13 protein-coding genes are annotated in these 12,484 nt (G+C 64.1%); 2 read left to right on the forward strand and 11 right to left on the reverse strand.

Annotated elements, in window-relative coordinates; translation table 11 throughout:
- Nucleotides 1-1,851, reverse strand: coding sequence for a glutamine--fructose-6-phosphate transaminase (isomerizing) (gene glmS / locus CXY73_RS11745; RefSeq protein ID WP_104177809.1), 1,851 nt, complete (start codon nt 1,849-1,851; stop codon nt 1-3).
- A 34-nt stretch (nt 1,852-1,885) separates the two neighbouring features.
- Here glmS and coaA point away from each other — a divergent pair, with 34 nt between their 5' ends.
- Nucleotides 1,886-2,842, forward strand: coding sequence for a type I pantothenate kinase (gene coaA / locus CXY73_RS11750; protein WP_199184311.1), 957 nt, complete (start codon nt 1,886-1,888; stop codon nt 2,840-2,842).
- 103 nt (nt 2,843-2,945) lie between these two features.
- On the opposite strand, the gene glmM is transcribed toward coaA, so the two are convergent.
- The 4 genes from glmM to truA form a co-directional block, all read right to left on the reverse strand.
- Nucleotides 2,946-4,307 (reverse strand): phosphoglucosamine mutase, encoded by a 1,362-nt coding sequence (gene glmM, locus CXY73_RS11755; RefSeq protein WP_104136400.1) that lies wholly within the window; start codon nt 4,305-4,307, stop codon nt 2,946-2,948.
- A 19-nt stretch (nt 4,308-4,326) separates the two neighbouring features.
- Nucleotides 4,327-4,812, reverse strand: a complete 486-nt coding sequence (gene rpsI, locus CXY73_RS11760; protein WP_092107287.1) for a 30S ribosomal protein S9 — start codon at nt 4,810-4,812, stop codon at nt 4,327-4,329.
- A 50-nt stretch (nt 4,813-4,862) separates the two neighbouring features.
- Nucleotides 4,863-5,309 (reverse strand): 50S ribosomal protein L13, encoded by a 447-nt coding sequence (gene rplM, locus CXY73_RS11765; RefSeq protein ID WP_092449498.1) that lies wholly within the window; start codon nt 5,307-5,309, stop codon nt 4,863-4,865.
- Between the two features lie 144 nt (nt 5,310-5,453).
- Nucleotides 5,454-6,392 (reverse strand): tRNA pseudouridine(38-40) synthase TruA, encoded by a 939-nt coding sequence (gene truA, locus CXY73_RS11770; protein ID WP_104177810.1) that lies wholly within the window; start codon nt 6,390-6,392, stop codon nt 5,454-5,456.
- 92 nt (nt 6,393-6,484) lie between these two features.
- Here truA and CXY73_RS11775 point away from each other — a divergent pair, with 92 nt between their 5' ends.
- Nucleotides 6,485-8,452, forward strand: a complete 1,968-nt coding sequence (locus CXY73_RS11775; RefSeq protein ID WP_104177811.1) for an acyltransferase family protein — start codon at nt 6,485-6,487, stop codon at nt 8,450-8,452.
- A gap of 76 nt (nt 8,453-8,528) precedes the next feature.
- Here CXY73_RS11775 and CXY73_RS11780 read toward each other — a convergent pair whose 3' ends face one another.
- The 6 genes from CXY73_RS11780 to rpmJ all read right to left on the reverse strand — a co-directional run bounded on the left by CXY73_RS11780 (nt 8,529) and on the right by rpmJ (nt 12,483).
- Nucleotides 8,529-9,572, reverse strand: coding sequence for a GNAT family N-acetyltransferase (locus CXY73_RS11780; RefSeq protein ID WP_104177812.1), 1,044 nt, complete (start codon nt 9,570-9,572; stop codon nt 8,529-8,531).
- A gap of 137 nt (nt 9,573-9,709) precedes the next feature.
- Nucleotides 9,710-10,234 carry a 50S ribosomal protein L17 gene (gene rplQ, locus CXY73_RS11785; protein WP_104177813.1) on the reverse strand — a complete coding sequence of 175 codons (525 nt, stop codon included), beginning with the start codon at nt 10,232-10,234 and terminating at the stop codon, nt 9,710-9,712.
- 49 nt (nt 10,235-10,283) lie between these two features.
- The gene (locus tag CXY73_RS11790) at nt 10,284-11,273 is read right to left on the reverse strand and encodes a DNA-directed RNA polymerase subunit alpha (protein WP_092339419.1); all 990 of its coding nucleotides are present in this window, start codon (nt 11,271-11,273) and stop codon (nt 10,284-10,286) included.
- Between the two features lie 134 nt (nt 11,274-11,407).
- Nucleotides 11,408-11,806 (reverse strand): 30S ribosomal protein S11, encoded by a 399-nt coding sequence (gene rpsK / locus CXY73_RS11795; protein ID WP_035834641.1) that lies wholly within the window; start codon nt 11,804-11,806, stop codon nt 11,408-11,410.
- Nucleotides 11,807-11,851: 45 nt separating this feature from the next.
- Nucleotides 11,852-12,226 (reverse strand): 30S ribosomal protein S13, encoded by a 375-nt coding sequence (gene rpsM, locus CXY73_RS11800; protein WP_092449488.1) that lies wholly within the window; start codon nt 12,224-12,226, stop codon nt 11,852-11,854.
- Nucleotides 12,227-12,369: 143 nt separating this feature from the next.
- Nucleotides 12,370-12,483 (reverse strand): 50S ribosomal protein L36, encoded by a 114-nt coding sequence (gene rpmJ / locus CXY73_RS11805; protein ID WP_035834639.1) that lies wholly within the window; start codon nt 12,481-12,483, stop codon nt 12,370-12,372.
- Nucleotide 12,484 lies beyond the last annotated feature (1 nt).

A 12,484-nucleotide genomic window follows, 5' to 3' on the forward strand; every position in this document is an offset into this window, starting at 1 on the left:
CTATTCGACCGTGACAGATTTCGCGAGGTTTCGCGGCTGGTCGACGTCGAGGCCCTTGGCAGTGGCGAGTTCCATGGCGAACATTTGCAGCGGCACCACGGCCAGCAGCGGCTCGAACAGCGGCGCCGCGAGTGGAATGCGAATGACGGTGTCGGCGAACGGCAGAACGGCGGCGTCGCCGACCTCGGCGATGGCGATGATGCGGGCACCGCGGGCGCGGATCTCCTGAATGTTGGAGACGACCTTGGGGTGCAGGTGCGCGGAGCCGCGCGGGCTCGGTACCACGACGAACACCGGCTGGCCGGGCTCGATCAACGCGATCGGACCATGCTTGAGCTCACCGGCGGCGAAGCCTTCGGCGTGAATGTAGGCGAGCTCCTTGAGCTTGAGCGCACCCTCGAGCGCGATCGGAAAACCGACGTGGCGCCCGAGGAACAGCACAGCACGAGTGTCGCTCATCCAACGAGCCAACTGGCGTACCTCGTCTTCAACCTTCAGAACGGTCTCGATTTTCGCCGGAATCGCCTGCAGCTCGGCAACCTGCACGGCCTGCTCGGCCTCGGTGAGACTGCCGCGCACTCGGGCCAGGTGGAGCGCGAACAGGTAGAGCGCGGTGATCTGCGCGACGAAGGCCTTGGTCGAGGCCACGGCAACCTCAGGGCCGGCGTGGGTGTAAATAACGGCGTCGCTCTCGCGCGGGATGGTCGCGCCCTGGGTGTTGCAGATCGAGATCGCCTTGGCACCGAGCGACATGGCGTACTTGACGGCCATGAGCGTGTCCATGGTCTCACCGGACTGGCTGATCGAAACCACCAGGGTGTCGTCGCTGAGCACCGGGTCGCGATAGCGGAACTCGTGGCTGAGCTCGACGTCAACGGGAACCTGCGCCCACTTTTCGATGGCGTACTTTGCGACCTGGCCGGCGTAGGCGGCGGTTCCGCAGGCGATGATGACGATCCGACGAATGCCGGCGAGCACGTCATCGCCGAATGCCGTCAGTTCGGGAACGGCAACGTGCCCGTCGATGATGCGACCGCGCAGGGTGTTGGCGACGGCATCCGGCTGCTCAGAAACTTCCTTGGCCATGAAACTCGACCAGCCGCCCTTCTCCGACGCCGAGGCGTCCCAGGCCACGTCGAACTCCTCGGTTTCGACCGGGTGACCGTCGAAATCGGTGACGGTGACGGCATCCGCTGTGATGGTGACGATCTGGTCCTGGCCAATTGCGACGGCGCGGCGGGTGTATTCGACGAACGCGGCCACATCGGAGCCGAGAAAGTTTTCACCGTCGCCGAGGCCGATGACGAGCGGGGAGTTGCGACGGGCGCCGACTACAACGCCGGGCTGGTCCTGGTGCACGGCCAGCAGCGTGAACGCGCCGTCGAGGCGGGCGACGACGGTGCGAAAAGCCTCGGCCAGGTCGCCGACGCGCCGGTATTCGCGGCCGAGCAGCACAGCGGCCACCTCGGTGTCAGTTTCACTCAAAAAGGTGAAGCCCTCAGCGAGCAGTTCGCCCCGCAGCTCGGCAAAGTTCTCGATGATGCCGTTGTGGATGAGGGCGAGCTTGTTGTTGTCGCCGAGGTGCGGGTGCGCGTTTTCGTCGTTGGGGCCACCGTGGGTAGCCCAGCGGGTGTGACCGATGCCGGTCCTGCCGTCGTTGATTGGGTGGGCTTTGAGCTCGTTGGTGAGGGCTACGAGCTTGCCGGCTTTCTTGGCCGTGTTGAGTACCCCGAACTCGTCAATCACTGCGATACCCGCGGAGTCATAGCCGCGATACTCGAGTCGTCCAAGCCCTCCCACGAGTACGTCTACGGTCTTGTTGCTTCCGACATAACCTACGATTCCGCACATGGAAGTCGATTTTAGCCGGACTAAGCTTGGTGGAATGTCCGATCCGGTGCTGGCCCCTGTAATGAACGGCCACGGTACCCCCTTCGTGGAGCTTGACCGAGCCGACTGGGCGGCTCTCGCGCCGACCACGCTGCTGCCGCTCAAGGAGACCGAGATTGTGCAGTTGCGAGGCCTCGGCGAGCCGCTCGATATCAACGAGGTGTCGGATGTCTACCTTCCGCTAAGTAGGCTGCTCAATCTCTACGCGGCGAACGCGCGCAAACTGCATCGGGCAACGAGCGGGTTCCTCAGTCAGCACGCCCGCCCTACTCCGTTTGTGATCGGAGTAGCCGGTTCGGTCGCGGTCGGCAAGTCGACCACCGCGCGTTTGCTGCGGGAGATGCTGGCCCGCTGGGACGACACCCCCCGGGTCGAGCTCGTCACGACCGACGGTTTTCTGTTTCCTAACGCCGAGCTTTCTCGCCGTGGGCTGATGGAACGCAAGGGATTTCCCGAGTCTTACGATCGACGGGCCCTGCTGCGCTTCGTGAGCGCGGTCAAGAGCGGTGCCCCCGAGGTGCGGTCGCCGTTTTATTCGCACCTGAGCTACGACATCGTGCCCGACGCGCAGATCGTTGTGCGCCAGCCGGACATTCTCATTGTGGAGGGCCTCAACGTGTTGCAGCCGCCCGGGCCGGGCCACGGCCTCGCAGTGAGCGACCTGTTCGACTTCACGGTCTATGTGGATGCCCGCACCCAGGACATCGCCCGCTGGTATGAGGAACGCTTTCTCAAGCTGCAACGCGGCGCGTTCGCGAACCCGAACTCGTTCTTTCACCGTTACGCCGCTCTAACGGAGGACGAGGCCCGCGCCAAGGCGCGCAGCATCTGGACCAGCATCAACGAGCCCAACCTGCTGCAGAACATTCGCCCAACCCGGTCGCGGGCGACACTCGTGCTGCGAAAGGACCCCACGCACGCCGTCTCGAAGGTGCTCCTGCGCAAGGTCTGACCCGACAAATCTCCGGTCCGCTGCGACCGGGGAGCGGGCCTGGAAACGGTGCCCCCGATAGAGCATGGGCTTGGTTTCGGGGTCCGGACCCGGTGCACCGAAACTACAGGGCCAGACGGTCGCGCACTACGTCGGCGAGGGAGTGCGCCAGACGGTCGGCGGTCGGCTGATCAGCAGCCTCCACCATGACGCGCACCATGGGCTCGGTGCCAGAAGGGCGCAGCAGCACCCGACCGGTGTCGCCGAGTTCGGTCTCCGCGGCCACGACAGCGTCAGCAATAATCTGATCATCAGCGAGACCCCTGAGGTTCACTCCACGCACGTTCACCAGAATCTGCGGATAGACCGTCATAACGGATGCGAGTTCGGCGAGCGTTTTACCGGTGCGCGCCATTTCGGCCACGAGGTGCAGCCCGGTGAGAATGCCGTCGCCGGTCGTCGCGAACTTGGTCATGATGACATGGCCGCTCTGCTCACCGCCGAGCGAATACCCGTGGGCGTTAAGCTCCTCGAGCACGTACCGGTCGCCGACCTTGGTCTGCACCATGGCGATGTCGTTGGCTGCCATCGCTTTGCGCAAGCCGAGGTTGCTCATGACTGTGGCCACGAGCGTACGGTCTTTGAGCACACCGCGCTCGGCCATCGACACGGCGAGGATGGCCATGATCTGGTCGCCGTCGACGATATTGCCCTCGCGGTCCACCGCGAGGCAGCGGTCGGCATCGCCGTCGTGAGCGATTCCGATGTCGGCACCGTGCTCGAGCACGGCACGCGCCAGGTTGTCGAGGTGGGTCGACCCCACGCCATCGTTGATGTTGAGTCCGTCAGGGTTGGCGCCGATCACGGTGAGGCGAGCGCCGGCATCCGTGAAGACCTGCGGCGAAACTCCGGCAGCGGCACCGTGGGCACAGTCGAGCACGACGTGAATGCCGTCAAGGCGGTGCGGCAGTGTGCCGAGCAGATGCACGACGTAGCGGTCTTCGGCGTCGGCGAAACGACGAATGCGTCCAACGTCGCCGGCGATCGGCATCAGGGTGTCGCGTCCAATGTAGGACTCGATGCGGTCCTCGACGTCGTCGGGAAGTTTGGTTCCGCCAAAGGCAAAGATCTTGATGCCGTTGTCGGGCGCCGCGTTGTGTGAGGCAGAAATCATCACACCGAAGTCGGCACCGATGTCGTTGATCAAGAAGGCAGCAGCGGGCGTCGGGATGACTCCGGCATCGAGCACGTCGACACCGCTGGAGGCCAGGCCGGCCGAGACGGCAGCCGTCAAGAATTCACCGGAAATTCGCGGGTCGCGGGCGACCACAGCAACGGGCCTTCGACCCTGTTCGAGGCGTGCTTGAGCACGACGACCCTTGGTCAGCACTGCGGCGCTGGCCTGGGCAAGGCTCAGGGCCAGGCCAGCCGTGAGATCACGGTTGGCCAAGCCCCGAACGCCGTCCGTGCCGAACAGACGAGTCATATCGTCGTCGGCAATCGGGTTAGCGCTTGCTGAACTGAGGTGCCTTACGGGCCTTCTTGAGTCCGGCCTTCTTACGCTCCTTGACTCGAGCGTCACGGCTGAGGAAGCCGTTCTTCTTGAGGATGGCGCGGTTATTCTCTTCGTCGATCAGGTTGAGGCAGCGCGCGATGCCGAGGCGAAGCGCGCCGGCCTGGCCGGACGGGCCACCACCGGTGATGCGGGCGATGACGTCGTACGAGCCGAGAAGGTCAAGAACCTTGAACGGGTCGTTGATCAGCTGCTGGTGCAGCTTGTTCGGAAAATAGTCGGCGAACTCGCGGCCGTTGACAACGATCGTGCCGGAGCCGGGGACGATGCGCACGCGGGCGATGGCCTGCTTGCGACGGCCAACGGCTGCGCCGGGAACGTTGAGGACGGCGCGGGGCGCCTTGGTTACGGTTTCGGCCGGAGTCTCGGTGGAGTAGCTCTCGGGAGCCTGGTCAATCTGGTCTGCGATCTTCGCCACGATGATGGGAATCCTTTTTATCTAAGAGTCGAGAAGTCTGGTTGCCGGCGCTACTGCGCGACCTGGCTGAGGGTGTACGGCGTGGGCTGCTGAGCGGAGTGCGGGTGCTCGGAACCGGCGTAAACCTTCAGGTGGGTGAGCTGGGTGCGACCGAGCGAGTTCTTCGGCAGCATGCCGCGAATCGCTTTCTCAACCGCACGGGTCGGGTGCTTCTCGAGCATCTCGGAGTAGTTCGTCGCCGTAAGTCCGCCCGGGTAACCGGAGTGGCGGTAAGCGATCTTCAAGTCGAGCTTCTTGCCGGTAAGGGCAACCTTCTCGGCGTTGATGATGATGACGAAGTCGCCACCGTCCATGTGCGGTGAGAAGGTGGCCTTGTGCTTGCCGCGCAGCAGGATTGCCGCGTGGCTGGCCAGACGTCCGAGGACGATATCGGTGGCATCGATGACTACCCAGTCGTGCTGGAGTTCGCTTGCCTTGGGGCTGTAAGTGCGCGTCACTAGTGTGCTGCTTTCTGCTTTTTCGAACGGAGGTGTTCGTGAATCCCGCTCCGGGCGTGTTCTCGTGAGGAGAACGCTGTCGATGGAGGGCTCACGTTCGGGTGCCGTGCTGCAACGCACAGGCACCAAGGATAAACACTAGTCTCAGAGTGTTGCGGGCGCAACTTTGGCAGCGACCGGCAGCGACCGCCGGTTGCGGGTGGCGACGGCGCGCAGCGCGAGTTCGGCGTCTTCCGGGTAGCCGACGTCGATCAGCGTCAGGCCGTGCGCTTGCATCACCTTGAACTCGCTGATGCGGTGTTTGTCGAAGTGCAGGTGCGCGAGGGTGCTGCCGTCGAGTCGCCCCTCTCCCACGGCAACGCAGGCGCCGACCATGGCGCGCACCATGCTGTGGCAGAAGGCCTCCGCTTTGATGGTCGCGATAAGGAGCCCGTCGTCATCGCGCCGCCAGCGAAAGTCCTGCACGGTGCGGATGGTCGTGGCACCGGGTCGGGGCTTGCAGTACGCGGCGAAGTCGTGCAGGCCGACCAGGGTCGCCGCCGCTGCGTCCATCGCAGCCAAATCGAGTTTAAACGGATGCCACGTGGTGCGCAGTCGCTGCTGCGGGTCGTGCAGCGCGAGGGGGTCGGCGAGGCGGTACTCGTAGCGGCGCCACATAGCCGAGAATCGGGCGTCGAAACCGCCGGGCACGACCGTGGCGCGGCGCAGCACGATGTCGGGCTTGGTCACCAGGATGCCGCCGAGGCGGCGCAGCACTGCGGTGCCAAGGTCGACCGGCGGGCGATTTCCGGTACCGCGCTGGATGCGCACGAGGGAGAGTGCCTGCTCGGCGGTGAGGTCGAAATGGGCGACCTGCCCGCGGGCGTGCACCCCGGTATCCGTTCTACCGGCGACGATCAGGGTGGGGTGCGGGGGAAAGCTTTGCAGAATTCCGGCGAGCCCGTTTTCGATGTCGGCCTGCACGGTGCGAAAGCCTGGCTGGCGGGCCCAGCCGGTGAAATCCGTGCCGTCGTAGGCGAGGTCAAGTCTGATGCGCGTGGACCCTGGCGCGGCATGACCGGCGCGGGGTACAAAATGATTCACAAGGGTAAGCCTAGGCGGCGCGTGCGGGTTATCGTTGAATCCGCCCCCGCCATGACCCCCGTGCGCGTGGCACCTGAATGTTCACCTTGCCCATGACCCGCCCTGTCGCACCGTCTCCCATTACCGGGAGGACTCCGTCGTCGACCGGCGCCGCCGTGCTCGAAGAACCCGTGATCGGGCCGGACAACAATCCGACCCTGGCTGCCACAACACCGGCCGCGCGCAGCGGCCGTCTAGCCGGTCTCGATGGGTTGCGTGCCCTCGCTGTGATCGCCGTCGTGCTCTACCATTTCTTTCCGGTACTGCTACCCGGAGGCTTCATCGGCGTCGACGTCTTCTTTGTGATCAGCGGTTTTCTCATCACGGGCCTGCTCGTCTCCGAGCACACCCGCACCGGGCGCATCTCGCTGCGACGGTTTTGGCAGCGGCGCGCCCGGCGTCTGGTGCCGCCGCTCGTACCGGTCATTCTGATCAGCTGCACCGTGGCATTTTTGATCGGCGGTGATGTTCTCGTCGGCCTCGGCGCCCAGCTGCTCGGCGCCACGACGTTCGGTTATAACTGGGTGTCGATCGCGACGGACAACAGCTATTTCAGCGTGAACGAGCCCGAGCTGCTGCGCAATCTCTGGTCGCTCGCCGTCGAGGAGCAGTTCTACCTGGTCTGGCCGTTGATGCTGCTAGCCGTACTGCTCCTTCGCCGCCCGCGCCTGCGGCTCGCCATCGTCACCGCACTATTCGTCGCCTCCGCAATCTGGATGAGCGTGCTGTATCAGCCGGGGACCGACCCGACCCGGGTTTACTACGGCTCGGACACGCACAGTTTCGGACTGTTCGCCGGCGCCGCCCTCGCCCTGCTGCTGCGCCGTCCCAGTGGGCAACGCAACGAGCTGCCCCGACTGCGGCCCTGGCTCGGCGCCGCTGCGATCGGGGCGATCATCGCGTTCGCCATCTGGCTGCCCGAAGACGGCGGCATCACCTACCGCGGCGGGCTCGTCGCTGTGAGCCTGGCCACAGCACTAGCCATCTGGGCCGGAGTGCGTGGCGGCCGATTCGGCCAGCTGCTCGACGCGACGCCGCTGCGCTACCTCGGCGAACGTTCCTACGGAATCTACCTGTGGCACTGGCCGCTGCTCGTTTTGGTGCAGCTGCTGTGGCCGACCGGCGGCCTGCTGCCGATCGGGCTGCTCGCCACAGCGATCACCCTGGTCTGCGCGGGCTTGTCTTACCGCTGGCTGGAGCAGCCGATCCGGCGAATCGGCCTGCGCGGCAGCATCCGTTGGATCGGTGCGCTCGTGACCGGCCCCGCGCATCGACGCCGGTTGGTCGCGGCCGCCGCGACTTTCTCGTTGCTGCTGGTCGGCGGCACCACGGCCGCTGTCGTGGCCGCCCCCGCCCAGACCACGGTGCAACTGCGCATCGAACGCGGCCAACGGGCAGTGGATGCTGCGGCGCGCGCCGCCGCGCAGGCTGCGGCCGCCGAGGCGGCCCGCCAGGCCACGGCAACTCCGGCCCCGGCCGAGAGGCTGATCACCGCTGTCGGCGACTCGGTCATGCTCGCCTCGGCTCCCGAATTGCAGTCCACCCTCACGGGCATCACGATCGATGCTTCGGTGTCGCGCGGAATGTATTCCGCTGACGACATATTGCTGGCGCTCAAGGCCGCTGGCCAGTTGCATTCGGTGGTCGTGATCGGGCTCGGCACCAACGGCCCGATCACGGCGAGTGAGCTGGTCGACATTCTGCGCATTCTCGGCCCGGACCGGCAGCTCGTGCTCGTGAACGCTTACGCCGAACGCGATTGGACCGACGGGGTCAACGCGACCCTGGCCGAATTCGCTTCGGGCAACAGGCGGGTCGAGCTCGCCAACTGGCACGACACGATCGCCGGGCACCTCGATCTGCTCGCCGGCGATCACGTTCATCCGGGCCCGCGCGGCGGTCAGCTCTACGCCGACGAGGTGCGTGCGGCGCTGGAGCGTCTGGCCGCACGACCGCCGCTGCCCGACATGAGCTGGCTGCTGCGCGACGCCGACGCGCCCACGGTCCCGCCGTCCCGCTGAGAGCCAAGACCAAGCGACGACGTACCGCCCAGCAGCCGTACACGCGTGAATGTGGGCGGCTCCGCCCGGCTGAGAATCAGAACTCTTGCGTGTAAGCCATCTTGCGATGCGTGGGCACGAAACCCATGCCGGTGTAGAGGCCGAGGGCTCCGGTGGGGCTCGCGGAGTCGACCGCCAGAGTCACCCGCTCGTGGCCTAAAACACGGCCTGCCCCAAGCTGGGCAGCCAGGAGAGATTGCGCGATATGGCGACCGCGCCATGCGCTTAAAACGCCGACCAAGTCAATATAGCTGCCGGTGAAACCCTGACTGGCCCAGACGTTCTCGTTCGCGGTCGACAGTACGAAGCCGACGACTTTCTCCACACCCTCGGCATCTGTCGCGTGCGCGACGAACGACAGGTCGGGGCGAAACCATTTTCCGCCGACGAAGGCGTTCCAGTTTTCGTCGCTCATCGGCTGGCTGGCCCAGTGGTCCATGAAGGCATCGTCGCGGCAGCGATGCACCGCCGCCGACAGATCGGAGGTATATGCCGAAATTTGAATACCTTCGGCGGGCTCGGTGACGCGCACCGGGGTATTTAAAGCACGTTCGAGGGTGAGAAAGTAGCGAGCCAGAGTCAGGCCCGCGTGCTCGAACAGGTGTGAATTCTGCGGCGAGCGTTCGTCGGCGTAGGTCAGGATCCAGCCAGGGAGGGTCTTCGGCGACGAGGCGAGCTGCTGCTTCGCCCGCGCCAGTTGCCAGGCCAACAGCTGGCGACCGATTCCCCGACCGCGAAGTGACGGGTGCACCCCGCCGATCGGCATCGAGCGCACCAGGCTCACCTGGCGCGGCGGAAACATGACCATGGCGACAGCAACGATACGGCCGGCCGCGTCGACGCCGACGAGCGAGTCGAGCTCAGCGTGAAAGTGAGAGTAACCGAAGTCGGCGGCGATCGCACCGCGGGCAGTGAGGTAGTTGGGGTGGTCAACCTCGCCCATGGCCTGGCGCAGCTGCCAGATACCGTCGATGTCATCACCGGTGGCGGCACGCCACGAGGAGACATCGGGATGCACAGGAAGAACGGGAGCCCCAACAATCCCCACGCGTTCGGCCAGTGAAGTCGTGTAGTCGCCCATATCTAAACCCTATCTTCACGCGAGAGCGGGTGAAAGGATGCCTCACGCTAGCTGAAGCAACCGCTTACCCACTTTCGCGAAAAAGGGGTGCAAAAAAGGGGGGCCAACTTTCGTCGGGCCCCCCTTCGATGGTGGTGCTACTTCTTGTCGGCCTCGACGGCAGCGTCTTCAACGGCTACGTCTTCAACAGCTGCGTCTTCAGCCACGACGTCTTCAGCAACGACGTCTTCGACAACGACGTTCTCGGACCCGATGGGGGTCGCGGCAACGGTCGCGGTCTTGGAGGGCTTGACCTTGGGGGTCAGAGGCTCGAGAACGAGCTCCATCTGCACCATGGAGGCGTTGTCACCCTTGCGAAAACCGAGCTTCGTGATGCGGGTGTAGCCGCCCTGACGCTCGTTGACCTGCGGGGCGATAACCGTGAACAGCTCGTGCACGACGGTCTTGTCGGTGATCGTCGCGAGAACGCGACGACGGGCGTGCAGGTCGCCGCGCTTGGCGAACTGCACCATGCGCTCGGCGAGCGGACGCAGGCGCTTGGCACGGGTCTCGGTCGTCTTGATCGACTTGTGGGTGAACAGGGCCGCGGCCAGGTTCGCAAGCATGAGGCGCTCGTGCGCCGGGCCGCCACCGAGACGGGGGCCCTTTGTGGGCTTAGGCATTGGTAATCTCCAGTATCAAAAAATCGAAAGGCAGCGGGAAGCGCGAGCCTTAGTTGGTCTCTTCTTCGTAGCCGCTGTAGAAGTGCGCACCGTCGAATCCGGGAACCGAATCCTTCAGTGACAGGCCGAGCTCAACGAGCTTGTCCTTCACTTCGTCAACCGACTTCTGCCCGAAGTTGCGGATGTTCATCAGCTGCGTCTCCGACAGGGCGACCAGTTCGCTGACGTTGTTGATGCCTTCGCGCTTGAGGCAGTTGTACGAGCGCACCGACAGGTCGAGGTCTTCGATCGGAATCGAAAGCTCGGTCGAGAGCACAGCGTCAACCGGCGCTGGGCCAATCTCGATGCCCTCGGCGGCGGTGTTGAGCTCGCGGGCCAGACCGAACAGCTCGGTCAGGGTGCGACCAGAAGATGCGATAGCGTCGCGCGGCGAAATGGCCGACTTGGTCTCCACGTCAACGACGAGGCGATCGAAGTCAGTGCGTTCACCGGCACGAGTTGCCTCGACACGATAGGTCACCTTGAGTACGGGCGAGTAGATCGAGTCGACCGGAATCTGGCCGGCTTCGGAGAACTCGTTGCGGTTCTGGGTGCTGGAGACGTAACCACGGCCACGCTCAATGGTCAGTTCGAGTTCGAACTTCGCCTTGTCATTGAGGGTTGCGATGACCAGTTCCGGGTTGTGCACCTCGACGCCGGCCGGAGCCGAAATGTCAGCGGCGGTAACCTGGCCGGCACCCTGCTTGCGCAGGTACGCGGTGATGGGCTCGTCGTGCTCGCTTGAGACGACGAGGCCCTTGATGTTCAGGATGATCTCGGTGACATCTTCCTTCACACCGGGAACGGTGCTGAACTCGTGCAGCACGCCATCGATACGGATGCTGGTTACAGCAGCGCCCGGAATCGAGGAGAGCAGAGTACGGCGAAGCGAGTTGCCGAGGGTGTAGCCGAAGCCAGGTTCGAGCGGCTCGATGATGAACCGTGAACGGAACTCCGAGATGTTCTCTTCGGTGAGCGTTGGACGCTGTGCAATAAGCACTGTTGATTCCTTTCGGCTAAGTGTCCGCTATATGACACTTGCAATGACGAGGGTGTGAAAAGTTGAAAGAAAAGAGTCCCGACGGGGCTCGGCAACAATCAAGTGCCGGGCCCGTCGAGATGACAGCGAGTACTTTAGACGCGGCGGCGCTTGGGCGGACGGCATCCGTTGTGAGCCTGGGGCGTCACGTCGTTGATCGATCCGACCTCGAGGCCAGCGGCCTGCAGCGAACGGATCGCGGTCTCACGGCCTGAGCCGGGTCCCTTGACGAAGACGTCTACCTTCTTCATGCCGTGTTCCTGCGCCTGACGGGCGGCCGATTCGGCGGCCAGCTGTGCGGCGAAGGGGGTCGACTTGCGCGAACCCTTGAAACCAACCTGGCCCGACGAGGCCCAGCTGATGACGGCACCGGTCGTGTCGGTAATCGACACGATCGTGTTGTTGAAGGTGCTCTTGATGTGGGCCTGGCCCACAGCAATGTTCTTCTTTTCTTTCTTACGCGGCTTCCGTACGGCCGACTTGGGTTGTGCCATGAATTTCTCCTGAATCCTAAAGGCGTTAGCGGGCTAGGCCGAGGCCTAGCGCGCCTTCTTCTTGCCGGCTACGGTGCGCTTCGGGCCCTTGCGGGTGCGAGCGTTGGTCTTGGTGCGCTGACCGCGAACGGGCAGGCCCTTGCGGTGGCGGATGCCCTCGTAGCTGCCAATTTCAACCTTGCGGCGGATGTCGGCGGCAACCTCACGGCGGAGGTCACCCTCAACCTTGAAGGTGCCCTCGACGTAGTCGCGAAGAAGGACGAGCTGGTCGTCACTCAAATCCTTGACGCGGATGTTTCCGTCGATTCCAGTGTCGGCGAGGGTCTTGAGGGCCCTCGTACGGCCAACACCGTAAATGTATGTCAATGCAACTTCCACGCGCTTATCGCGCGGGATGTCGACGCCGGCTAGACGTGCCATTGTGTCTCCTGTTTAGTGATGGAGGTCTGTAACAGTTCCTGTACACCGGCCTCCAACCGATGGTGTCACCCCGAAGAGCTCCCGGAACTGCTATCTAGCTGTGCTTATTTACTGCGGATACTCAGGTAAATCTCGAAGGGAGATTAACCCTGGCGCTGCTTGTGACGCGGGTTCTCGCAGATGACCATCACGTTGCCGTTACGGCGGATGACCTTGCACTTGTCACAGATCTTTTTAACGCTGGGCTTGACCTTCATG

The sequence above is a fragment of the Cryobacterium sp. Y50 genome (assembly GCF_002929805.1).
Taxonomy (GTDB): Bacteria; Actinomycetota; Actinomycetes; order Actinomycetales; family Microbacteriaceae; genus Cryobacterium.

Bases quoted from the DNA above. Each gene is read 5' to 3' on its own strand.
- glmM (WP_104136400.1), bottom strand. From the start codon at position 4,307: ATGACTCGTCTGTTCGGCACGGACGGCGTTCGGGGCTTGGCCAACCGT.
- glmS (WP_104177809.1), bottom strand. From the start codon at position 1,851: ATGTGCGGAATCGTAGGTTATGTCGGAAGCAACAAGACCGTAGACGTA.
- coaA (WP_199184311.1), top strand. From the start codon at position 1,886: ATGTCCGATCCGGTGCTGGCCCCTGTAATGAACGGCCACGGTACCCCC.
- rpsM (WP_092449488.1), bottom strand. From the start codon at position 12,226: ATGGCACGTCTAGCCGGCGTCGACATCCCGCGCGATAAGCGCGTGGAA.
- CXY73_RS11775 (WP_104177811.1), top strand. From the start codon at position 6,485: ATGACCCGCCCTGTCGCACCGTCTCCCATTACCGGGAGGACTCCGTCG.
- rplQ (WP_104177813.1), bottom strand. From the start codon at position 10,234: ATGCCTAAGCCCACAAAGGGCCCCCGTCTCGGTGGCGGCCCGGCGCAC.
- CXY73_RS11780 (WP_104177812.1), bottom strand. From the start codon at position 9,572: ATGGGCGACTACACGACTTCACTGGCCGAACGCGTGGGGATTGTTGGG.
- rpsK (WP_035834641.1), bottom strand. From the start codon at position 11,806: ATGGCACAACCCAAGTCGGCCGTACGGAAGCCGCGTAAGAAAGAAAAG.
- rpmJ (WP_035834639.1), bottom strand. From the start codon at position 12,483: ATGAAGGTCAAGCCCAGCGTTAAAAAGATCTGTGACAAGTGCAAGGTC.